The sequence below is a fragment of the Nonomuraea sp. PA05 genome (genome assembly GCF_008086045.1).
GTDB lineage: Bacteria > Actinomycetota > Actinomycetes > Streptosporangiales > Streptosporangiaceae > Nonomuraea > Nonomuraea monospora.
Window position 1 is genome coordinate 252856 of sequence record NZ_VSEY01000007.1, and the last position, 21585, is coordinate 274440.

At 71.7% G+C, this 21585-nt stretch carries 23 protein-coding genes; 16 read left to right on the forward strand and 7 right to left on the reverse strand.

Annotated elements, in window-relative coordinates:
- Positions 1-55: 55 nt before the first annotated feature.
- Together ribH and FXF51_RS13835 are read left to right on the forward strand one after the other, a co-directional pair.
- Positions 56-523 (forward strand): 6,7-dimethyl-8-ribityllumazine synthase, encoded by a 468-nt coding sequence (ribH, locus tag FXF51_RS13830; RefSeq protein ID WP_148434820.1) that lies wholly within the window; start codon positions 56-58, stop codon positions 521-523.
- Positions 524-542: 19 nt separating this feature from the next.
- Positions 543-995, forward strand: coding sequence for a PH domain-containing protein (locus tag FXF51_RS13835; protein WP_262379503.1), 453 nt, complete (start codon positions 543-545; stop codon positions 993-995).
- Here FXF51_RS13835 and FXF51_RS13840 read toward each other — a convergent pair.
- Positions 992-1240: a hypothetical protein gene (locus FXF51_RS13840; protein WP_148434822.1), complete on the reverse strand. Its 249-nt coding sequence runs from the start codon at positions 1238-1240 to the stop codon at positions 992-994. The two genes, FXF51_RS13835 and FXF51_RS13840, sit on opposite strands and share 4 nt — an antisense overlap.
- Positions 1241-1362: 122 nt before the next feature.
- Here FXF51_RS13840 and FXF51_RS13845 point away from each other — a divergent pair, with 122 nt between their 5' ends.
- From FXF51_RS13845 to FXF51_RS13860, 4 genes are read left to right on the forward strand one after another with little or no spacing between them, the layout of a single operon-like run.
- On the forward strand, positions 1363-2229 hold the full coding sequence (locus FXF51_RS13845) for an AAA family ATPase (protein WP_148434824.1): 867 nt from the start codon (positions 1363-1365) through the stop codon (positions 2227-2229).
- Positions 2222-3304 carry a vWA domain-containing protein gene (locus FXF51_RS13850; RefSeq protein ID WP_148434825.1) on the forward strand — a complete coding sequence of 361 codons (1083 nt, stop codon included), beginning with the start codon at positions 2222-2224 and terminating at the stop codon, positions 3302-3304. The genes FXF51_RS13845 and FXF51_RS13850 overlap by 8 nt, the downstream gene beginning before the upstream one ends.
- Positions 3297-4388, forward strand: coding sequence for an XdhC family protein (locus FXF51_RS13855; RefSeq protein ID WP_148434826.1), 1092 nt, complete (start codon positions 3297-3299; stop codon positions 4386-4388). Before FXF51_RS13850 ends, FXF51_RS13855 begins: the two co-directional genes overlap by 8 nt.
- Positions 4385-4981, forward strand: coding sequence for an NTP transferase domain-containing protein (locus tag FXF51_RS13860; protein WP_148434827.1), 597 nt, complete (start codon positions 4385-4387; stop codon positions 4979-4981). Before FXF51_RS13855 ends, FXF51_RS13860 begins: the two co-directional genes overlap by 4 nt.
- Here the strand turns inward: FXF51_RS13860 and FXF51_RS13865 are convergent.
- Complete coding sequence (locus FXF51_RS13865; protein WP_262379504.1) at positions 4967-5854, reverse strand: endonuclease/exonuclease/phosphatase family protein; 888 nt, start codon at positions 5852-5854, stop codon at positions 4967-4969. The genes FXF51_RS13860 and FXF51_RS13865 overlap by 15 nt on opposite strands.
- A 93-nt stretch (positions 5855-5947) precedes the next feature.
- Here FXF51_RS13865 and FXF51_RS13870 point away from each other — a divergent pair, with 93 nt between their 5' ends.
- The 3 genes from FXF51_RS13870 to FXF51_RS13875 all read left to right on the forward strand — a co-directional run bounded on the left by FXF51_RS13870 (position 5948) and on the right by FXF51_RS13875 (position 8490).
- The gene (locus FXF51_RS13870) at positions 5948-6988 is read left to right on the forward strand and encodes an LLM class F420-dependent oxidoreductase (protein ID WP_148434828.1); all 1041 of its coding nucleotides are present in this window, start codon (positions 5948-5950) and stop codon (positions 6986-6988) included.
- Positions 6989-7069: 81 nt separating this feature from the next.
- Positions 7070-7132: a putative leader peptide gene (locus FXF51_RS63745; RefSeq protein WP_350729229.1), complete on the forward strand. Its 63-nt coding sequence runs from the start codon at positions 7070-7072 to the stop codon at positions 7130-7132.
- A gap of 77 nt (positions 7133-7209) precedes the next feature.
- Positions 7210-8490: a dicarboxylate/amino acid:cation symporter gene (locus tag FXF51_RS13875; protein WP_148434829.1), complete on the forward strand. Its 1281-nt coding sequence runs from the start codon at positions 7210-7212 to the stop codon at positions 8488-8490.
- 40 nt (positions 8491-8530) lie between these two features.
- On the opposite strand, the gene FXF51_RS13880 is transcribed toward FXF51_RS13875, so the two are convergent.
- Together FXF51_RS13880 and FXF51_RS13885 are read right to left on the reverse strand one after the other, a co-directional pair.
- Positions 8531-8740 carry a helix-turn-helix domain-containing protein gene (locus FXF51_RS13880; RefSeq protein ID WP_080041076.1) on the reverse strand — a complete coding sequence of 70 codons (210 nt, stop codon included), beginning with the start codon at positions 8738-8740 and terminating at the stop codon, positions 8531-8533.
- Positions 8740-9345 carry a DUF2975 domain-containing protein gene (locus FXF51_RS13885; protein ID WP_148434830.1) on the reverse strand — a complete coding sequence of 202 codons (606 nt, stop codon included), beginning with the start codon at positions 9343-9345 and terminating at the stop codon, positions 8740-8742. The genes FXF51_RS13880 and FXF51_RS13885 overlap by 1 nt, the downstream gene beginning before the upstream one ends.
- Positions 9346-9469: 124 nt before the next feature.
- Here FXF51_RS13885 and FXF51_RS13890 point away from each other — a divergent pair, with 124 nt between their 5' ends.
- The 7 genes from FXF51_RS13890 to FXF51_RS13920 all read left to right on the forward strand — a co-directional run bounded on the left by FXF51_RS13890 (position 9470) and on the right by FXF51_RS13920 (position 16283).
- Positions 9470-11092 (forward strand): serine/threonine-protein kinase, encoded by a 1623-nt coding sequence (locus FXF51_RS13890; RefSeq protein ID WP_148434831.1) that lies wholly within the window; start codon positions 9470-9472, stop codon positions 11090-11092.
- Positions 11093-11151: 59 nt separating this feature from the next.
- Positions 11152-12201, forward strand: a complete 1050-nt coding sequence (locus tag FXF51_RS13895; RefSeq protein WP_148434832.1) for a M24 family metallopeptidase — start codon at positions 11152-11154, stop codon at positions 12199-12201.
- A gap of 26 nt (positions 12202-12227) precedes the next feature.
- On the forward strand, positions 12228-12788 hold the full coding sequence (efp, locus tag FXF51_RS13900) for an elongation factor P (protein ID WP_148434833.1): 561 nt from the start codon (positions 12228-12230) through the stop codon (positions 12786-12788).
- Position 12789: 1 nt separating this feature from the next.
- The gene (nusB, locus tag FXF51_RS13905) at positions 12790-13200 is read left to right on the forward strand and encodes a transcription antitermination factor NusB (RefSeq protein WP_148434834.1); all 411 of its coding nucleotides are present in this window, start codon (positions 12790-12792) and stop codon (positions 13198-13200) included.
- Positions 13201-13632: 432 nt separating this feature from the next.
- A complete protein-coding gene (locus FXF51_RS13910; RefSeq protein WP_187414359.1) occupies positions 13633-14352 on the forward strand; it encodes a methyltransferase domain-containing protein in 720 nt (239 codons plus the stop codon).
- 60 nt (positions 14353-14412) lie between these two features.
- Positions 14413-15654, forward strand: a complete 1242-nt coding sequence (locus FXF51_RS13915) for a DNA polymerase IV (RefSeq protein WP_148434835.1) — start codon at positions 14413-14415, stop codon at positions 15652-15654.
- A gap of 230 nt (positions 15655-15884) precedes the next feature.
- A complete protein-coding gene (locus tag FXF51_RS13920) occupies positions 15885-16283 on the forward strand; it encodes a DUF3040 domain-containing protein (protein WP_148434836.1) in 399 nt (132 codons plus the stop codon).
- A 224-nt stretch (positions 16284-16507) separates the two neighbouring features.
- Here FXF51_RS13920 and FXF51_RS13925 read toward each other — a convergent pair whose 3' ends face one another.
- The 3 genes from FXF51_RS13925 to FXF51_RS13935 are packed head-to-tail and all read right to left on the reverse strand — an operon-like array spanning position 16508 to position 21242.
- The gene (locus FXF51_RS13925; protein ID WP_148434837.1) at positions 16508-18955 is read right to left on the reverse strand and encodes a transglutaminaseTgpA domain-containing protein; all 2448 of its coding nucleotides are present in this window, start codon (positions 18953-18955) and stop codon (positions 16508-16510) included.
- Positions 18952-20214: a DUF58 domain-containing protein gene (locus tag FXF51_RS13930; RefSeq protein ID WP_148434838.1), complete on the reverse strand. Its 1263-nt coding sequence runs from the start codon at positions 20212-20214 to the stop codon at positions 18952-18954. The genes FXF51_RS13925 and FXF51_RS13930 overlap by 4 nt, the downstream gene beginning before the upstream one ends.
- Complete coding sequence (locus FXF51_RS13935; RefSeq protein ID WP_411268357.1) at positions 20211-21242, reverse strand: AAA family ATPase; 1032 nt, start codon at positions 21240-21242, stop codon at positions 20211-20213. Before FXF51_RS13935 ends, FXF51_RS13930 begins: the two co-directional genes overlap by 4 nt.
- Between the last annotated feature and the right edge of the window lie 343 nt (positions 21243-21585).

Below are 21585 nucleotides of genomic sequence, written 5' to 3' on the forward strand. Positions count from 1 at the left end.
GCCGGATGAGCGAGGAGCCGGATGAGCGAGGAGAGCGAATGAGAGGGGAGTGCGCATGAGCGGGGAAGGACGGCCGGGCGTCGCGGCGCCCGACGCGTCGGGGCTGACGGTGGGCGTGGTGGCGGCGAGCTGGCACGCCAAGATCACCGACCAGCTCGTCTCGCGGGCCGTGCAGGCCTGCGACGACAGCGGCGCCAGCGCGACCGTGGTGCGGGTGGCGGGCTCGCTGGAGATCCCGGTGGTGGCCCAGGCCCTGGCCCGCCGCTGCGACGCGGTGGTGGCGCTGGGCGCGGTCATCCGCGGCGAGACGGCCCACTTCGAGTACGTGTGCGACTCCGTGACGTCGGGTCTGACCAGGATCTCGCTGGACGAGGAGACGCCGATCGGCAACGGCGTGCTCACCTGCGAGAACCTGGACCAGGCGGTCGATCGCTCCGGCCTGCCGGGCAGCAAGGAGGACAAGGGGTACGAGTCGACCATCGCCGCGCTCGAGACCGCCCTCCTCCTGAGGACCCTGGCCTGACCTACGGTAGGTTCTCCTCGTGCCAGAGCCCGTATCCCCTCCGCCCCTGCCCGTCACCTGGCGTCCGCGCCGGGGCCGCGTCGTCGCCTACGGCTTCGCGGTCGTGATCGTGCTGGGGGCGGTGGTGATGGCGGTCCTCATCGCGCAGCCGTTCAAGCTGCCCGACCGGGTGGCGATCGTGGCGTTCGGCTGCGCGGTGGCCTGGGTGCTGCATCTGCTGGGGCGGGTGCGGGTGGAGGCCGACGACGAGGGCCTCACGATCGTCAACGCGATGCGTACGCAGCGGGTGACGTGGCCGGAGGTGCTGGAGGTCACGATGGTGACGGGTGATCCGTGGCCGCGGCTCGACCTGTCCGACGGGCGTACGGTCAGCGCCATGGGGATCCAGGGCTCGGAGAAGGCCTTCGCCCGTCAGGCCACGGCCGAGCTGCGGGCGCTGATCAGGGAGCGCGGCGAGGCGCGGGAGAGCTAGCCCGGCTCGGCGAACAGCTCCTCGACCGTGTCGACGGTGAGGATGCGGATCAGCCATTGCTGCAGGAGCTCGAGGTCCTCGCAGGCGGCGATGGCCTCCCACTTCTCCTGGCTGATCCACAGGAAGCGCGTCTGCAGGGCGACGTCGATCGCTCTGCGGGCCGCGGTGATCTTCCGCTGCTCTCTCGTTGCCGGGGATACGTGGTGGTCGTCCCACGACTCCGGCATGCCTGGGGGTACGGGCACGCCTTGTCGTCCTCTCGCTCGGTGATCAGGAGCTTACCTGGTGTGATGGTCGCTTCGGGCGAATATCGCCGAAGCGGGTGTCGACGTAGCCTGGGAGCGTGCTGCGGCGGACAATCAGGGCAATGGACATCGAGTCGCCGGAGAAGCTCATCGAGCTTCTCGACCGGCACGCCTACCTGGCCGACGAGGGCCTGGCCACGGCCGCCTTCCTCGCGCTGCGGATGGGGCGGCCGCTCTTCCTCGAAGGGGAGGCGGGGGTCGGCAAGACAGAGCTGGCCAAGACGCTCGCCGCGCTGCTGAAGGCGCCCCTCATCAGACTGCAGTGCTACGAGGGACTGGACGCCGCCCAGGCGCTGTACGACTGGGACTTCGCCCGCCAGCTCCTGCATCTCAAGGCCGCGGAGGCGGCCGGGATCACGGACGTGAGCAGGCTGGAGGGGGAGATCTACGACCGCAGGTTCCTCATCGCCAGGCCGCTGCTGAAGGCGATCGAGACGCAGCCGAGCGTGCTGCTGGTGGACGAGATCGACCGGGCCGACGACGAGTTCGAGGCGTTCCTGCTGGAGGTGCTGTCGGACTTCACCATCTCGATCCCCGAGCTGGGCACGGTCAAGGCCAGGACGCCGCCGGTGGTCGTGGTCACCTCGAACAGGACGCGCGAGGTGCACGACGCGCTCAAGCGGCGCTGCCTCTACCACTGGCTGGAGCACCCCGACTTCGACCGAGAGGTGGCCATCCTGCTGCGGCGGCTGCCCGGCTGCACCGAGACGCTGGCCACACAGGTGGCGCGGGCGGCCGAGCGGCTGCGGCAGGCCGACCTGGTCAAGCCGCCCGGCGTGGCCGAGACGCTCGACTGGACGGAGGCGCTGCTGACGCTGGGCGCCACGGAGCTCGACCCCGGCCGGGCCGCCGCCACGCTGGGCGCGGCGCTGAAGTACCGGGAGGACGTGGCGGCGGTGATCGGCAACGGGCTGCTGTCCCATGGATGAGCTCGCCGCCACCATGACGGGGTTCGCCAGGACGCTGCGCGCGGCGGGCGTCGCGGCCGACCACGAGCGTACGCAGAACCTGCTCAGGGCGCTCGACCACCTCGACGTGACCGATCAGCGCGAGGTGTACTGGGCCGGGCGGCTGACGTTGTGCGCCACCCCCGACGACCTGCCCCGCTACGACCGCTGCTTCGCCGCGTACTTCGGCGGCAGGAAGGCGGTGCTGTCGCGGACGGCGACCACGAGCGTCACCAGGCACCTGGCCGAGCGGCAGGGCGACGACGGCGACGAGGGCGGCGACGACGACGGCACGGCGGCCCCCGCGACCGCCAGCCGGATCGAGGTGCTGCGGCACCGGGACGTCGCCAGGCTCACCGAGGCCGAGCGGGCGGAGGTGCACCGCATGATGGCGCTGCTGAAGGGCGGCCGGGCGCGCCGGCGGTCGCGGCGCTTCGAGAGCGCCCACCGGGGCGCCCTGGACCAGCGCCGCACCATCCGCGACGCGCTCAGGAAGGGCGAGGTGGCCAGGCTCCGCCACCGCAGGCACACCACCAGGCCGCGCACGGTGGTGATGTTCGTGGACGTCAGCGGCTCGATGGCCCCCTACGCCGAGACCCTGCTGCGCTTCGCCCACGCCCTGGTCAGGAGCGAGCCGAGGGCCACCAGGGTCTACTCGGTCGGCACCCGGCTGACCCCGATCACCGCCGAGCTGCGCCACCGCGACCCGGGCACCGCGCTGAACGAGGTGTCCAAGGTCGTGCCCGACTGGAGCGGCGGCACCCGGCTGGGTGAGGAGCTCAAGGAGTTCCTCGCCCGGTTCAGCGCGCGGGGCGCGATAGCGTTGATCGCCTCGGACGGGTGGGAACGCGGCGACCCCGGGCTGCTGGGCGCCCAGATGGCCAGGCTGGCCAGGCAGGCGTACCGGGTGATCTGGGTCAACCCGCACAAGGGGTATGCGGACTACCAGCCGCTCACGGGCGGCATGCGGGCCGCCCTGCCCCATCTCGACGATCTGGTGGCCGGGCACAGCCTGGCCGCCTTCGAGCGACTAAGCGAAAGGCTCGCCCATGCGTGATGTGCTCCCGGAGATCATGAAGTGGTGGCGGTCGGGGCTCAGGTTCGGGCTGGCCACGGTGGTCGGCACGTGGAGCAGCGCGCCCAGGCCGCCGGGCGCGGCGATGGCGGTGCGCGGCGACGAGGTGGTCGGCAGCGTCTCGGGCGGCTGCGTGGAGGGCGCCGTGTTCGAGCTGGCCGCCGAGGTCGAGACGCCCGTCCTGCAGCGGTACGGCGTGAGCGACGACGACGCCTTCGCCGTCGGGCTCACCTGCGGCGGCATCATCGACATCCTGGTGGAGCCCATCTCGATCGAGACCTTCCCCGAGCTGGGCGAGATCGCGAGGTCGGTGGACGCGCACGAGCCGGTCGCCGTGGCCACCGTCGTCTCAGGCCCCGGCCGGGTCGGCTCCCGCCGCGTCATCTGGCCGGACCGCGCGAGCGGCTCGCTCGGCCTGGAGCGCCTCGACGACGCCGTGGACGACGACGCCCGCGGCATGCTCGCCCAGGGCCTGACCGGCCTGCGGCACTACGGTGGGCAGGGGGAGCGGCGGCTGGACGACCTGGCGGTGTTCGTGCAGTCGTTCGCGCCGCCGCCGCGGATGCTGGTGTTCGGCGCGATCGACTTCGCCGCCGCGGTGGCCAGGGTGGGCAAGTTCCTCGGCTACCACGTCACGGTGTGCGACGCGCGGCCGATCTTCGCCACCGCCAAGCGTTTCCCCGACGCCGACGAGGTGGTGGTCAAGTGGCCGCACGACTACCTGTCGTCCGTGCAGGTGGACGAGCGCACGGTGATCTGCGTGCTGACCCACGACCCCAAGTTCGACGTGCCGCTGCTGGAGGTGGCGTTGCGCACCGGCGCCGGGTACGTCGGCGCCATGGGCTCGCGCCGCACCCACGACGACCGCCTCGCCCGGCTGCGCGAGGCCGGGCTCGGCGAGGAGGAGCTGGCCAGGCTGAGATCGCCGATCGGGCTCGACCTGGGGGCGCGGACGCCCGAGGAGACGGCCGTGTCGATCGCCGCCGAGCTGATCCAGCTCCGGTGGGGCGGTTCGGGACGGCCGCTGTCCGCCACCGAGGGCCGCATTCACCATGAGGCGCCATGAGGTCGTCCAGGACGGCCGGGCTGCTGCTCGCGGCCGGTGAGGGCACCAGGCTGGGCCGGCCCAAGGCGATGGTCGAGTTCGGCGGCGAGCGGCTGGTGGACCGGGGGGTGCGGCTGCTGGAGGAGGGCGGCTGCCATCCGGTGGTGGTCGTGCTGGGCGCGGCCACGGTGCAGGTGCGCGGGGCTGTCACCGTGCGCAATCCGGACTGGGCGTCCGGCATGGGGTCGTCGCTGCGGGTCGGGCTGGCCGCGCTGCCAGGGGAGGCGGAGTCGGTGGTGGTCGCGCTGATCGACCAGCCGCTGATCGGGGCCGGCGCGGTGCGCGCGCTGATCGCCTCGGACGCCGGCGGGCTGGCGGTCGCGACCTACGGCGGGCGGCGCAGGAACCCCGTGCTGATCGCCCGCGAGCACTGGGCAGGGGTGGCCGAGCTGGCCGTGGGCGACGTCGGGGCGCGGCCGTTCATGAAGGCGCATCCCGGGCTGGTGACCGAGGTGCCGTGCGACGAGCACGGCGACCCGGCCGACATCGACACGCCGGAGGACCTGGCCCGCCTGGAGGCCCGGCTCACGGGCGCGCGCTCAGAACCGCAGTGACGCGATGGCGGCCCGGTGGTCGCTGCCGGTGGCCGGGGCCACCCCCGCCTGGGTCGCCGTCATCCCCTTGAACAGGATGTGGTCCGGCCGGGTGACCGGGAACTCGGCCGGCCAGGTGAACCCGAACCCGTCGCCCGCCACGCTCTGCGCGTCGGTCAGCGGCGGGGTCAGGCCGCGCATGCCGCGGTCGGTGGTGGCGGTGTTGAGGTCGCCGAGCAGCAGGATGCGCTTGCTGCGGTCGGCGTCGATGAGCTTGCGCGCCTGCGTCAGGGAGGCGTCGCGGGAGGTGGTGTGGCCGGGCCTGGCGGAGGCGAGGTGCATGACGTACACGGTGACCTTGCCCTTGGGGGTGGTGATGACCGCGCGCAGGGCGCGCGGCCAGCCGAGGCCGACGTCGAGCGGCTTGGTCTCGCTGATCGGGTAGCGGCTCCACAGGCCGACCGTGCTGACCGGGTAGTGGTACTTGAACATCTTGTTGAGCTGCTTGGCCGCGGGGCCGCCCTTGGTCAGCTCCTGGGCGGCCAGCACGTCGAGGTCCTTGGCGATCACGCGGACGGCCTCGCCCGACGCGCTGTTGCGCACGCCCACGTTGACGGTGCCGACGGCCAGGTCGCTGGGCCCGCCCGGCGGCGTGCGCAAGAGCGTGGAGCCGAACATGACGGCCCACACCAGGCCCGGCACCAGCGCCGCGGCGGCGGCAGCGGTGGACCGTGCCACCGCGGCGCCCGCGAGCAGCACGGGAACGGCCACGCCGATCCAGGGCAGCAGGCTCTCGAGGACGGGCGTGAACCCGCCGAGAGCGGGGATCAGCCCGTGCCCCGCCAGGGCCGCGGCCACGACGACGGACGCGATGATGACGACCCGACTCAGCACCCGAACCAGGCTAGCCGCTCCCACCCCGCCACACCGTCGCGATACGATGTCCGAGTCGCAACAGAACATCATTCGGTCCAGCGGGAGCCCGGCATGCGCATCGGTATGGCACTCAAGTACTCCGGCGGTTTCAAGGAATCGGTGGCCGAGCTGGCCGACTACGAGAAGGCCGGGCTCGACATCGTGTTCGTGGCCGAGGCCTACTCCTTCGACGCGGTCAGCCAGATGGGTTACATCGCGGCCAAGACCGAGCGGGTGCAGATCGCCTCGGGCATCCTGCCGATCTACTCGCGCACGCCGACGCTGATGGCCATGACGGCGGCCGGGCTCGACTACGTCTCCGACGGGCGGTTCACGCTCGGCATCGGCGCCTCGGGGCCGCAGGTGATCGAGGGCTTCCACGGGGTGCCGTACACCGCGCCGCTGGGGCGTACGCGCGAGGTCATCGAGATCTGCCGCCAGGTCTGGCGGCGCGAGCGCGTGCAGTACGAGGGCAGGCACTACACCGTGCCGCTGCCCGCCGGCCAGGGCACCGGCCTGGGCAAGCCCCTGAAGATCATCAACCACCCGGTGCGCTCCCGCATCCCCATCGTGGTGGCGGCCATCGGACCGAAGAACGTCGAGCTGACCGCCGAGCTGGCCGAGGGCTGGGAGCCGATCTTCTACGTCCCGGAGAAGGCCGGCGAGGTGTGGGGGCCGTCGGTGGCCGCCGGGAAGGCCAAGCGGGACCCCGAGCTGGGCGAGCTCGACGTGATCGCGCAGGCCAGCCTGGCGATCGGCGACGACGTGGCCGGGCTGCTGGAGTTCGGGCGGCCGATGGCGGCCCTGTACATCGGCGGCATGGGCGCCAAGGGCAGGAACTTCTACAACGACCTCGCCCGGCGTTACGGCTACGAGAAGGAGGCCGAGCAGATCCAGGACCTCTACCTGGAGGGCAAGAAGGACGAGGCGGCGGCGCTGGTGCCGGCCGAGCTGCTGGAGAAGATGTCGCTGGTCGGCAGTGAGGGCTTCGTGCGCGAGCGGCTGCAGGCGATGAAGGAGTCCGGCGTGACGACCCTGAACGTGACGCCGCTCGCCGGGACGCACGAGGAGCGGGTGCGCCTCATCGAGACGATCAAGGAGTGGGCCGCCTAGTGAGGTAGATCACCCCATTTGGGGGGAATGCTCCGCTTTTCACGGGTGTTGTGAGCCCTCGTGAGGTTTTCCCTGGTGTTCGTGTGGCTCGTAGAGCGGCTGCACATCGACCTGTGCCGGTTGCACGGGTCGCTCTGTCGCTGACGGCTGTCCTCGTCCGTCCACACCCCTCACCAGGCGTGCCGCCGCGGCATGCCCTTCTCGCGAAGGCTTCCTCATCCGTGAAGAGATTCTCCTTCTCCCTGCAGCTCCTGCTGGGCCTGGCCGCCGGCGTCGCACTCGGCTTCGCCGCGAAGATCTGGGACGTGGCCTGGCTCAGTGAGACGCTGAAGCAGGTCGGCTCGATCTTCGTCCAGCTCCTCAAGCTGGCCGTGCCGCCGCTGGTGTTCACCGCCGTGCTGGTCAGCGTGGCCAACCTGCGCAACGTCAACGGCGCGGCCAGGCTCGCCTCCAAGACGCTGCTGTGGTTCCTGATCACGGCGTTCGTGTCGGTCTCCCTGGCGATCGGGCTCGGCCTGCTCATCAACCCCGGCCAGGGCGTCACCCTCGACACCGCCGCCGCCAAGCCCGCCGACACCCAGGGCACCTGGCTCGACTTCGTCACCGGCATCCTGCCGACCAACGTCGTGACCGCCTTCACCGAGGTGAACGTCCTCCAGATCGTGTTTCTGGGAGTCGTCCTCGGTGCGGCGGCGATGGCCGTCGGCGAGAAGGCCGAGCCGTTCCTGAACCTCGCCCGCTCCGTGCTGGAGCTGGTGCAGAAGGCGCTGTGGTGGGTGCTGCGGCTGGCGCCCATCGGCACCGCGGGCCTGATCGGCAAGGCCGTGTCCACGTACGGCTGGGAGCTGCTGGCGCCGCTGGCCAAGTTCAGCGCCGGCGTCTACATCGGCTGCTTCGTGGTGCTGCTGGCCGTCTACCCGACGCTGCTGGCCGTCTGGGGCAAGGTCAGCCCCATCACGTTCTTCCGCAACGCCTGGCCCGCCATCGAGCTGGCCTTCGTCTCCCGCTCCTCGGTCGGGACGCTGCCGCTGACGCAGCGGGTCACGGTCGAGCGCAACGGCGTGGACCGCGACTACGCCTCCTTCGCGGTGCCGTTCGGCGCCACCACCAAGATGGACGGCTGCGCCTCGGTGTACCCGGCGCTGGCCGCGATCTTCGTGGCCCAGGTGTTCGGGGTGCAGCTCGGGTTCGGCGACTACCTGCTGATCGCGTTCGTCTCGGTGGTCGGCTCGGCCGCCACGGCGGGCCTGACCGGCGCCACCGTCATGCTGACCCTCACGCTCAGCACCCTGGGCCTGCCGCTGGAGGGCGTCGGCCTGCTGCTGGCGATCGACCCGATCCTCGACATGATCCGCACCGCGACCAACGTGGCAGGGCAGCTCGTCGTGCCGGTGCTCGTGGCCCGCTCCGAGGGACGCCTGGACACGGCGGTCTTCAACGCGCCGCCGCAGTCGCTCGACCGCGCGCCCGGGGCGCGCGTGCCGGAGCCCGCCGCGGCCTGATCGGATCCGCGGGACGAGGGGGTGGCCCATGGCCGCCCCCTCATTCGTACGTCAGGAGGTCCCCCGGCTGGCACCCCAGCGCCTCGCACAGGCGCGCCAGCGTCGAGAAGCGCACGGCCTTGGCGTGGCCGTTCTTCAGGATCGACAGGTTGACCACGGTGATCTCCACGCGGTGCGACAGCTCGGTGAGCGTCATGCCGCGCTCCTTGAGCAGCTCGTCCAGCCGCACCCTGATGACCGGCTCGGCCATCAGATCGTGGCCTCGACCTCTTCGAGCAGGGCCAGGCCCCGGCGGACGATCTCGGACACGCCGAGCGCGGTCATCCCCGCCACGACGCCGCTGATCATCGCGGGCGGCGGCGGATAGAACGGGTAGCTCTCGGCCAGCAGCATGGGAGAGAGTATGGCCTGCGCCACGGAGCCGAGCACGCCCGACACGATGGAACCGGCGATCAGGATCCAGCCCAGCCTGCGCAGGTGGCCGGCCGTGACCGAGGAGAACAGGGCGCGATCGCCCGACCTGGCCCTGCGCAGCGCCCGGACGACCGTGAACAGCGCCAGCAGGCCCGTCACCGTGCCGGGCGCCCACATCAGCAGGTAGAGCAGGCCCGCGAGCGGCGAGGCCCCCCGCGGGCGGACCGTCACCTCGGCGGAGACGTTCTCCACCGTGGCGCCGCCCACGGTGATCCCCGCGGTCGGGACGTCGAAGACGTGCAGGGGGATGCCGATGCCGGGTGAGGTGCCGGAGAACGCGATCGCGACGGTGCCGGCGAGACCGGCCAGGGCGGCAAGGACGCCCAGGATCAGGGCGATGCTCAGCAGTATCTCGAGTCTGATGATCCAGCGGGTTGGCATAACGATAATCGTAAATAACGAAAGTCGTTATGTCGAGGCGGCCGGGGTCGAAGGTGGGGCGGGTGGGGGCGTGTGGGCCCTATGGTGGGGTCGAAAATCGTGATGTTCGAGATTTGGCGGGGATATGTCCGAGCGTGTGCCGTCATTGGTCGCCGACCGGTACCGGCTTGACGAGCGCATCGGCGGCGGGCCGATGGGCGAGGTGTGGCGGGGCTACGACACGCGGGCCGACTGGGTCGTGGCCGTGAAGGTGCTCGGCGCCAGGGCGGCCGGGGCCGCCACCCGGGAGGTGCTCAGGCAGCACGCCCAGGCCGTGGCCCGGGTGATCCATCCGAACGTGGCCATGGTCCTGGACGTCGGCGAGCACGACGGGGCGCCGTTCCTCGTCATGGAGTTCCTCACCGGGCTCAGCCTCGGCGAGGAGCTGGCGGCGCGCGGGCCGATGAAGATCGTCGAGGTGTGCGACCTGGTCGGGCAGGCGGCGGCCGGGCTGGACGCCGCGCACCGGGCCGGGGTCGTGCACGGGCGGGTGGGTCCCGACAGCTTCCGCCAGGCCGGCAGCGGGGTGCTCAAGGTCGTCGGGTTCGGGATGGACGAGCGGGCCCCCGTGGCCGCCGGGAGCCGGTACGTGGCGCCCGAGCGGGCCGCGGGAGAGGCGGCGCAGGCGCCGGGGGACGTGTTCGCGCTCGGGTGCGTGTGTTACGAGCTGCTGTGCGGGCGGCCGGCCTTCGGGGACGGGGCCGCTTCAGAGGTGGGGCGACCGGAGGCGGGGCAAGCGGGGCAACCGGAGGCCGGGCAATCGGAGGCCGGGCGTGCGGAGGCCGCTGGTGCGGGAGCCGCCGGTGCGCGGCCCGTGCCGCCCAGCGCGATCAGGAGTGAGGTGCCGGCCGAGCTGGACCGGCTGGTGCTGGCCATGCTCGCCGAGGACCCCGCGCGGCGGCCCGCCAGCGGTGAGGCCATCCGGCGGGCGCTGGCGGCCATCGCGCGGCCCAAGCCGGGGCCGGCCGGACCGCCGGTGACCGGGATCTCCCTGCGCGACCCCGGCCTGCGGCCCGGAGCCGCGGGCGCGACCGGCGCCGGAGCGGGCGCCGTGGGCGCGGACACGGGGGCGACGGAGATCTTCCAGGCCGCGGGCGGGCCGCCGCCCAGGGCCGGGGACACGGCGGTCTACCAGGCGGGCGACCTGGAGCCCGAGCGGCCCTCGTCCCCGAACCGCAAGCTGATCCTCCAGCTCGGCATAGCCGTCGTCGTCATCGCGGCCGTGACCATCGGCATGGTGATGTGGGCGGGCGCGCGCCAGGAGCCGCCCGTCGCGGTGAACACCCCCGAACCCACCACGCAGACCCCCAGCAGCCTGCCGCCCACGCCCGACCCGTCCCCGAGCTTCGCGGTCACCGCCGGCCCCGGCGAGGAAGAGGAGCCCGACCACCTGCGCGAGACCTCGGAACCGAAGGCCACGCTGGGCGAGGCGATCCCGCCCGGCGGGTACGCCACGTGGCTGCGGAGGTTCGACGAGGCGCTGATGGCCCAGCAGAGCATGGGCGGCATCGACCCGAAGGTCGCGGAGAAGGCCAGCGACAAGATCCGCAAGGCGGCCGGGAAGTACGAGCAGGGTCAGATCGACGCCACGCTCGACCAGATCGCCGACGTCTACCGCGACCTGGCCAGGGCTCAGGCCAAGGGCGACATGGAGGGGTCGGGCCCGGCCTCGGACTTCATGCGGGACTGGCAGGTCCCCGCCGAATAGGCGAATTGGGACTTGGCGGGCAATAGTGACAAGAGGGGCGTGACACGTACATTGGGCGGATGACCTTCGACTACGCGGCGCGCCGGGCGCGGCTCGCGGAGCTGCTGCCCGCCTGCGAGGTCCACGCCCTGCTCGTCACCTCCCCCGTCAACGTCCGCTACCTCACCGGCCTGGCCAGCTCCAACGCCGCCGTCCTGGTCAGGATGGACGGCACCGCGATGCTGGCCACCGACAACCGCTACATCGAGGCGGCACGCACCCTGGACGTGCCGTCGGTCGAGGTCTCGGACGTGGCGGGCAGGCTCGCGGCGCCGGGCGTCGGCATCGAGGCCGCGAGCATGAGCGTGGCCGCCTACCGCCGCCTGGGGGACGGCCTCGGGGACGGGCTCGTGCCGCTGGGGCCGACGGTCGAGCTGCTGCGATCGGTCAAGGACGAGGACGAGCTGGAGCTGATCCGCACCGCCTGCGCCATCACCGACGAAGCCTTCGCCGACGTCTGCCCGCGCATCGCCCCCGGGATGACCGAGCGCGAGCTGGCCGGGCTGCTCGAACGCCGCATGGCCGAGCTGGGCGCCGACAAGCCCGCGTTCGACACGATCGTGGCGGCGGGCGAGCACGGCGCGATCCCGCACCACGCCCCCACCTCGCGGGAGCTGCGCGCCGGCGACCTGGTCACCATGGACTTCGGCGCCCGCTACCAGGGCTACCACGCCGACATGACCAGGACGGTCAGCCTCGGCCCGCCCGCCGCCTGGCAGCGGGAGCTCTACGAGCTGGTCGCCGCCGCCCAGCGGGCCGGCAGGCGGGCGCTCGCGCCGGGCGCGCGGGCCGGTGAGGTGGACGAGGCGGCCCGCTCTGTCATCGAGGACGCCGGCCACGGCGGGCACTTCAGGCACGGTCTCGGCCACGGGGTGGGGCTGGAGATCCACGAGGAGCCGTTCCTGGGCCCCTCGCGGACCGGTAGACTAGAGGATCGAGTTCCGATCACCGTCGAGCCTGGGGTGTACCTACCGGGCCGGGGCGGCGTCCGGATCGAGGACACCCTCGTGGCACGTGCGGGCGGGCCGGAACTTTTCACCAAGACGACCAAGGAGCTGCTCGTCCTTTAGAGCGGCCACACGCGGGAGAAGAACGAGTGGCGACGACCAACGACCTCAAGAACGGCATGGTGCTGAAGCTCGACGGCGGTGAGCTGTGGGCCGTTGTGGAGTTCCAGCACGTCAAGCCGGGCAAGGGCGGCGCGTTCGTGCGCACCAAGCTCAAGAACGTCCTCTCCGGCAAGGTCGTCGACAAGACCTTCAACGCCGGGGTGAAGGTCGAGGTGGCCAACGTCGACAAGCGCGAGATGCAGTACTCGTACAAGGACGGCGACGACTTCGTCTTCATGGACACCGAGACCTACGACATGGTCAACGTGCCCAGCGGCACGGTCGGCACCGCCGCCAACTACATGCTGGAGAACACCCTGGCCACGGTGGCCTTCAACGAGGGCTCCGCGCTCTACGTCGACCTGCCCGCCGCCGCCGAGCTGACCATCGCCGAGACCGAGCCCGGCCTCCAGGGCGACCGCTCCACCGGCGGCACCAAGCCCGCCAAGCTGGAGACCGGCGCCGAGATCAAGGTGCCGCTGTTCATCACCACCGGCGAGAAGGTCAAGGTCGACACCCGCAGCGGCGAATACCTCGGCCGGGCCTGAGGTGTCGGCGCGGGGCAAAGCACGCAGGCGGGCGCTCGACATCCTGTTCGAGGCCGAGCTGCGCGGCGAGGATCCGCTGAAGATCCTCGCCGAGCGCGTGGAGCGGCAGGAGCCGCCGGTCAACGAGTACACCTCGGCCATCGTCGAGGGTGTCGCCAGGCACCACGCGCGCATCGACGAGCTGATCACCACCTACGCCGAGGGCTGGACACTCGACCGGATGCCCGCGGTCGACCGTAACCTGCTGCGCGGCGGCACGTACGAGCTGCTCTGGATGCCCGGCGTGCCCGAGGGCGTGGTCATCAGCGAGTGGGTGCACCTGGCGGGGGAGCTGTCGACCGACGAGTCCCCGCAGTTCGTCAACGGGCTGCTGGCCCGCTTCAAGCAGCTCAAGCCAAGCCTCACCCTTTAGACACCCCCTTTGCTCGCGACTTCGCGGGCCGGGGTCGCGCGTTCGGGGTACGTTCCAACCACGCCGGCCTGCACCATGGCTCGCGAGGCGAGGGGCGTGCAACTGCCGCGCGGTCAGGCGTCGCTCCCGTCAGCCCGGGGCGGGGGCCTGACCGTGTGGCCGTGGCGAGACCGTACGGGAAATGGCGCGTCACCAGCCGCGACGCGCCCTTTTCCATGTCCGCCCGCTTTTCCGCGGCGTTGCGGAGGCCGTCCGGCGACCGGGCGCAACGGGTATCGGCGGCGGGGAGCGGGAGCTCCCGCGTACGGCGTAGGCTGGGGCCGACCACGAAGAAAGCCGTTCGCGACGTGCACCTTCGCGGCGTGCGTAGTTCTGCGGGAGAGAGGCGAGCCGACGTTGCGTGCTGAAGGCGTCACCACGAGGACCCCGGCGGTGCGGACCGCCGTCGTCTGGGACGCGTTGCGGTCCATGCTTGCCGAGCGCACGGCGGCCACCGGCCGGGAGTCGCTCGACATCGTCGACGCCGGCGGCGGCACCGGCGGGTTCGCCGTCCCGCTGGCCGCGCTGGGCCACGCGGTCACCGTCGTCGACCCGAGCCCCGACTCGCTGGCCGCGCTGGAGCGCCGCGCCAAGGAGAAGGGCGTCAGCGTGCGCGGTCTCCAGGGCGACGCCGCCGACCTGGGCGAGCTGCTCCACCGCGACGCCGCCGACCTGGTCCTGTGCCACAGCGTGCTGGAGTACGTGGAAGACCCGATCAGCGCGCTGACCGCGGTCGCGGGCCTGCTGCGCAGGGGCGGCGCCGTCAGCGTGCTGGCCGCCAACCCCGTCGCCAGCGCGATCCACCGGGCGCTGTCGGGGCAGTTCGACGAGGCCAAGGCGGTGCTCGACGACCCGAGCGGCACCTGGGGCGACCGCGACCCCACCCCCCGGCGCTTCGCCGCCGACACGCTCGTGGAGCTGCTGAGCGCGACCGGGTTCGCGGTCGGCCCGATCCACGGCGTGCGCGTCTTCGCCGACCTGGTGCCCAGCCGGCTGGTGGACGGCGAGCCCGGCGCCGCGCAGGCGCTGGTGGAGCTGGAGCAGGCCGCCGCCACCCATCCCGTGCTGCGTGACATCGCGACGCAGCTCCACGTGCTCGGCCACCGCAACTGAAAGAAGCTCGCATGCCTGCGCCCCTCGGTGTAGAACGCCTGTTCGGATAGACTGGTCGGCGTGTCTCGCAAGCAGATCACCGGCATCGGCCCCGCTCCGCGGACCGGGGTCGATGACAGCGGCTGCCCGATCCTCCACGTCGACATGGACGCGTTCTTCGCCAGCGTCGAGCTGCTCGACCGTCCCGAGCTGCGCGGCCGCCCGGTGATCGTGGGCTCGCCCGCCGGGCGCGGCGTCGTGCTCAGCGCCACCTACGAGGCCAGGGCCTTCGGCGTGCACTCGGCGATGCCGATGAGCAGGGCGCGCAGGCTCTGCCCGCAGGCCACGATCATCCCGCCCAGCCACGGCAAGTACTCCGAGGTCTCCAAGGGCGTCATGGAGATCTTCCACGCGATCACCCCGCTGGTGGAGCCGATCGCGTCCGACGAGGCGTTCCTCGACGTCGGCGGGGCGCGGCGGCGGCTCGGCGCGCCCGCCGCCGTGGCCGCGATGATCAGGGAGCAGGTCCTCGACCGCTACGGGATCACGTGCTCGGTGGGCGTGGCGAGCAGCAAATTCGTGGCAAAGCTGGCCTCCAAGCAGTGCAAGCCCGACGGGCTGCTGGTGGTGCCCGCCGACCAGGTGGTCGACTTCCTCCATCCGCTGCCCGTGTCCGCCCTGTGGGGGGTCGGTGAGCGCACCGAGCAGTCCCTCGTACGCCTGGGCATCCGGACGGTCGGAGATCTGGCCAGAGTGCCGCCCAGCACGCTCCAGCGGGAGCTGGGGCAGGCCGCGGGGGGCCACCTGGCGGCACTGGCCTGGGGGCGTGACGAACGGCCCGTGACCGCGCACGTGCCCGACAAGAGCATCGGCAACGAGGAGACGTTCGCGGCGGACGTCGACGACCCCGAAGTGATCAAGCGGGAACTGCTGCGCCTGTCGGAGCGGGTGGCGGCCCGCATGCGTAAGGCCGGTCACGTGGGAAGAACTGTAAGTGTGAAGCTACGCCGAGCCGATTTCACCACGATCAGTCGCTCGCGCACGCTGCGCGAGCCGACCGACGTGGCCCAGGTGATTTACGCCACCGCCTGCGAGCTGTTCGAGGCGGCCGGGCTCGACCGGGTGCGGTTGCGCCTGGTGGGGGTCCGGATGGAGAACCTTCGGCCGGCCGATGAGGCCACCCGCCAGCTCACTCTGGGGGAGAAGGAGACGGGATGGCGCGAGGCGGAGCAGGCCATGGACAAGGCGATCCGAAGATTCGGGCCCGATGCGGTGCTCCCGGCGTCGCTTGTACGTGGCAAGCTTGATGAAATAGAGACATGACGTTCGATGTCCGGACATGCTGGGGGCGCCCGTGTCAGGATTTTGGGGTAAGGGGGGCGAGATGGGCCACAATAGAGCCATGACGTCACCTCCGGTTTGGTCTGCGTTGGACGTTTGCTTTCGCCTACGTCTACAGCCTCGTATTCTGGGGATAACCGACCGCGAGGTTCGGACACCCCGTGTCGTCCGTTGCCGTCTTCCCCGTCCTGGGGCCGTCCTTGGGAGGCGCCGTGCCGCTCTCTGAGCACGAGCAGCGCTTGCTCGACCAGATCGAGCAGGCCCTCTACGCCGAGGACCCGAAGTGGGCCAACACCGTAAGGATCAGTGACCCGCGCAGCCATTACAAGCGTCGCCTCATCAAAGCCTCCATCGGCTTTGCCCTGGGCGTCGTCATCATGATGGTCGGCGTGGTGATGAGTCTGATCCCGCTCGGCGTCGGCGGTTTCGTGGTCATGCTCGCCGCGTGTCTGTGGGGCCTGTCCAGTTGGAAAAAGATGAATGGGTTCGGTGACACCGCCCCCGCCTCAGGCACGGCGCCTCCTCCGGGCAAGCAGGCCCGCAGGGGAAACCGGGGCAGTTTCATGGAGCGCATGGAAGAGCGCTGGCGCCGTCGTCACGACGAGCGCTGATCGATAGACCGACGGTGTGCGGCCGCCCCCTGTCCGGGGACGGCCGCACGACGTGCGGTCGGTGTGAACGCGGTGCTCGACGGCGCCGCCAGGTGGTGACCGCCGGGGAGATACGGGGCCCCGGCAGCCACACCTGAGGCCGCCGGCCCGCCCGCGCGCCTCAGGCCGCCGTGATCCTCCTCGTGTGCGGATGATCCCTCACCCGCACACGAGGCCTGAATCTTTCAGCCGCCCTTCTGGGCCGCCGTCCGCCGCAACCTGATCGTCTCCAGCAGATCGAACCCGTCCAGCAGACGCTCGCCCAGCAACCGCAGCCGGCGCAGCGTGGAAGGCGGCAGCAGCACCGCCCGCACCCGCCTGCCCCGTGTCACCGTGATCGCCAGGGCCTGCCGCACCTTGCGCAGGTCCTTGCTCATGGGCTCGATCCGTCCCGGGTCCCTGGCGAACAGCACCCGCTCGACCGCCGAGGCGATGGCCGTGACGGCCGCCGCCGAGCCGGCGTCGAACTCGTACTGCTGGATCAGCCGCCGGGCCAGCGCCCGCGGCGTCTCGCTGGGCTCGCGGGCCATGCCGTAGTCGTACAGCACGTCGTCCAGTTCGGCCCACGCGGCGGCGACCGTGAGCTGGTTGCGGCCCGACACCATCCGGGCCGTCAGCTCGTCGGCGGGCTGTGACACCTTCCAGCCGAGGCTGCGCACCCGCCGGTTCCTGGTGATCAGTCGCAGCCCGGCCGGGATCAGCAGGACCAGCAGCAGCGCGGCCGCCCCGATGCCGATCTTGCCGATCAGCGGCATCGAGTCGTCGGGGGGCAGGGTGCCGGTCGCGACCGTGCCCTCGCGGTCCAGCTCGCGGGGGTTGCGCCGGGTCGCCGGGTTCTGCGGCTCGTCGGCGGAGGAGCTGCTCGCCCCCGGCGTCGGCGTGCTGCTCGTCCCGGGCGTCGACGTCGGCCGCGGCTGCGCGTAGGCGGGCACCCGCGCGCTGCCCTGCCCGGCCGCGCCCGACGGGGTCGGCTCGAACGGCAGCCAGCCCACACCCTCGAAGTACAGCTCAGGCCACGAGTGGGAGTCGTTCGTGCCGACCTCCCACCGGTCGCCGACCTGCATGCCGCCGGTGTAGCCGATCGCCACTCGCGACGGGATGCCCACCATCCTGGCCAGCACCGCCATCGCCGAGGCGAACTGCTCGCAGTAGCCGACCCGGTCACGGATCAGGAAGTCCCGCAGCGCCGAGCCGCTGTGCCCCTGCGTGCGCAGGTCGTACTGGAAGTTGCCCGGCTTGGTGAAGAACTCCTGCAGCTTCAGCGCCGCGTCGTAGGTGGTCTTGGCGTCCGCCGTGATCTTGGTGGCCAGGTCCCCGACCTCCGGCGGCAGGTCGCCGGGCAGGGCGAGGAAGCGCCGGTCCACCTCGGGCCTGATGCCGTCGAGGGAGTCGAGCAGGTCGGCGGTCGGCTCGGGCTCGCTGGTCGAGACGTCGTACTGGATGCCGGCGGCCTCCTCGCGGGTGGAGAAGACCATCAGCGTGTCCACGTCGGCCCGCCAGTCGCCGTCCACTCTGATCTCCCGCGGCGGGTACGGCAGCGGCAGGAACTGCAACTGCTCGATCTCGTCGCTGATCTGGATGTTGCTGACGACGTTGTTGACCTTCACCTCGGGGCCGAGCCCCGGCGGCTCGGGCAGCGGGCCGTTCTCCGTCCTGTTCTGCGGCGCGCCCTTGGGCTGCGTCATGCCGAACTGCTGGCCGTCGAACGTGTCCAACGCGTAGATGCGCAGGTAGTGCGGTTTCTGGTCGTCGTTGGCGTAGGTCAGGACCACCCGCCGCTCCGGCAGGTCGAGCTGGCCCTTGAGGCTGGCGATCGGGTTCGCGATGCTGATCGAGTTGCCAGGCCCCGAGCCGCGCCCGCCCACGCCGAACGTGAAGAAGGACACCGGCTCCATCGCCGGCAGTGCCGCGGGCAGCAGCACCGCCAGCAGGATCGCGGCGAACCCGATGCGCTTGCCCGACAGCCGCATGGCGGTGGTGTCGGCGGAACCGCCGCCCGCCGCCGTCCCGGAGGTGGCCGGGGGGGTGGAGGTGGCCTGGCGGGTGCGGCGCACCAGCACCGCCCTGCCCCAGTGGCCCACTCGCTCGCGCCCGTCGGCGAGCAGCAGGCTGACGAAGCCGAGCGCCGCCACGATGAACGCCCACCAGCTGATCGGCTCGGTGAGGATCGTGGCCGGCACCGTGGCCAGCGCCAGCAGCGGCAGCCCCGACAGAGCTGCTCGCCGCACCCGCGCGGCGAGCAGGTCCACGGTGATCGCGATGATCGCGACGCCGCCGGCGGTCAGCAGCGTGATCCCCTCGGTCTCCGGTACGGGGGCCGCGAAGCGCTGGATGTCGGCCCAGCCGACGCCCAGCAGCCTGGCCAGCTCCAGCACCGACCCCTTGGTGGGGACCACCAGCGCCCACGCCTCCTCCGAGGCGAAGACCGCGGTCAGGTACATCCACGTCGCGGCCAGGCCGACCAGCGGCGCCGCCCAGGCGGGCAGGGACAGGCGGCTGCTCAGCAGGCCCGCCGCCACCACGGCCAGCACCGCGCCGAGCGACGTCCAGAACCAGCCGCCGCCCTGGAAGAGCGGGGAGAGCAGGAAGGCCGCGGTGAACGCGGACACCCCCGAGGCGATCGTCAGTCTCATGCCGCTCCTCCCGTCGGGCCGAGCGCGTACCTGCCGCGGTTGGCGGCGTCCTGCCACACCGAGGCGATCGAGGTGCCCGCGGGCAGCCGGACGATGCGCCAGCCGTACCCGGCCAGCACGGTCTGCACGGCCTGGTGGTTCTCCTCGGCGGCCCGGTCGCGGCCCTCCCACGTGCTCACGTCGAGCAGGACGGCCACGCCGGTGATGCCGCTGTGCCGCAGCCTGGCCAGCTCCCTGGCCTCGTCGGCGTCCATCGCGCCCAGCACCGCCACGATCAGCCCGTCGCCGCCGCCGGAGCGCAGCGCCGAGATGCCCATCTCCAGGGAGCGGGCCGGGCTGTGCCGTACCACGGCCAGGGTGTCGAGCAGCGAGTAGCTCAGGCCCGAGTCGGTCAGGTGCTCGGCGCCCTGGTCGGTGACCAGCCGCAGGCCGAGGCCCTCGTGGGCGAGGTGCACGCCGATGGAGGCCGCAGCCGAGACCGCCACCTCGAACGACGAGCGCGGGCCCTCGCCGCGGTGGGCGTGCCGGCGCGTGTCCAGCAGGAGCGCGCCGCGGCTCTGCCACTGCTGCTCCTCGCGGCGCACCATCAGCTCGCCGTAGCGGGCCGTCGAGCGCCAGTGCACCCGGCGCAGGTCGTCGCCCTGCCGGTACTCGCGGGGGGCCACGTCGTCGTCGCCGGCCGCCGCCACGCTCCTGGTCCTGCTGTCGCCGCCGCCCGTCCACTCACCCGACAGCCGGACGTGCGGCAGCGCCGCGACGTGCGGCGTCACCACCAGCGTGTCGCTGATCGTGAACGAGCGGGTCAGCTCCACCAGCCCGAACGGGTCGGCGATGCGGATGGACAGCGGCCCGATCGTGTACCGGCCGCGCAGGTCGGACCGGACCCGGTAGTCGATCTCGCGCACGCCGCGCGGCTCGACCCGGTCCAGCACGAAGCGGGGCCGCACGCCCAGCGCGTACGGGACCGTGTCCTCGATGAGCAGCAGGCCGGTGGGCAGTCTGGTGACGTTCTCCAGCCGCAGGGTCACGGTGGCCTCTCCGCCCACCTCGGCCCTCGGCGGGTCCAGCCGCCTGGCGCAGCTCAGCCGGTACCTGGTCCGCGCCACCACCATCGCGGCCAGCAGCGGCAGCGCCGTCACCAGGACGCCGATCCTGAACAGGTCGTTCTCGCCCAGGAGGAACGCCATCAGCAGGGCGGCGATCCCGGACGCCAGGAACGACCGCCCCCTGGAGGTCAGCGCCCGCATTCCCGCTCTCACGCGCGGGTCTCCGGCACAGGCACGCGCCTGATCAGGTCCGTCACCACCTGCTCGGGCAGGCGGCGCTGCCCCTGCGCCTCGACGCTGGGCAGGAGGCGGTGCGCCAGCACGGGGATGGCCAGGTCCTGAAGGTCGTCAGGGATGACGTAGTCGCGCCCGGCCAGCGCCGCGTGCGCCCGCGCGGCGCGCACGAGCTGCAGCGTGGACCGGGGAGAGGCGCCCAGCCGCAGGTCGGGGGAGTGGCGGGTGGCCACGACGAGGTCGATGGCGTACTTCTTGACCGCCTGGGAGACGTAGACGCCGCGGACGGCCTCGATGAGCGCGCGCACCTCCGCCGTCGTCGCCACCGGCTCCAGCTTGTCGAGCGGCGAGGTGCCGCCGTGCACGTCGAGCATCTCCAGCTCGGCGGTCGGCTCCGGGTACCCCATCGCGACGCGCGCGGTGAAGCGGTCGCGCTGCGCCTCGGGCAGGGGATAGGTGCCCTCCATCTCGATCGGGTTCTGGGTGGCGATCACCATGAACGGCGCGTCGAGCTGGTACGTGTGCCCGTCCACCGTCACCTGGTGCTCCTCCATGCACTCCAGCAACGCGGACTGCGTCTTGGGGGAGGCACGGTTGATCTCGTCACCCACCACGATGTTGGCGAAGACGGGCCCCGGCTTGAATTCGAACTCTCTGGTCTGCTGGTTGTAGGCGCTCACTCCGGTGATGTCGCTGGGCAACAGGTCGGGGGTGAACTGCACGCGGCGCACCGGGCAGTCGATGGAGCGAGCGAGCGCCTTGGCCAGCATCGTCTTGCCGACACCCGGCACGTCTTCTATCAGTAGGTGGCCCTCTGCGAGCAAGACGGTCAGCGTGAGGCGCACGGCGTCGCTCTTGCCCTCGATCACCGATTCGATGGCCTGCCGAATCCGGTGGGCTGTGGAGACCAGCTCGTCGAGCTGGGGAGGGACGTCATGGGTTACTGCCACCAGGCCTCCATGAGAAGTGCGACGGCTGTCCCGGTACGGTGCCTTTGCGGGAGCCATGCCATTCCTTTTCCATTGTCTGTACGACCCTACGACGCTGCGGGTTCTTGAGCGACATTTGCGGATATTCCAGCGAACACCGGCAAAGTTCCTGTTCTTGTGGCATAGCAGTGCGAATCCAGTGACACACCGGACCCCGCGGGGCGCCCCACTTTCCTCCACCCGGAGCCCCCCTCGCCCCCGCAGCCCCTGTTTCCACGGCGTTCCGAACCCTCGACACGCCCATGAGGGTTGACCCCCGGCTGCCCGCCCCCCACCCCGCCCCATCGCTCTGACCTGCGGTAACGCAACGGAAACCGATGATGAAGACGGTTCGAATCAGTTGACGGTGGGGAGAAGTGGA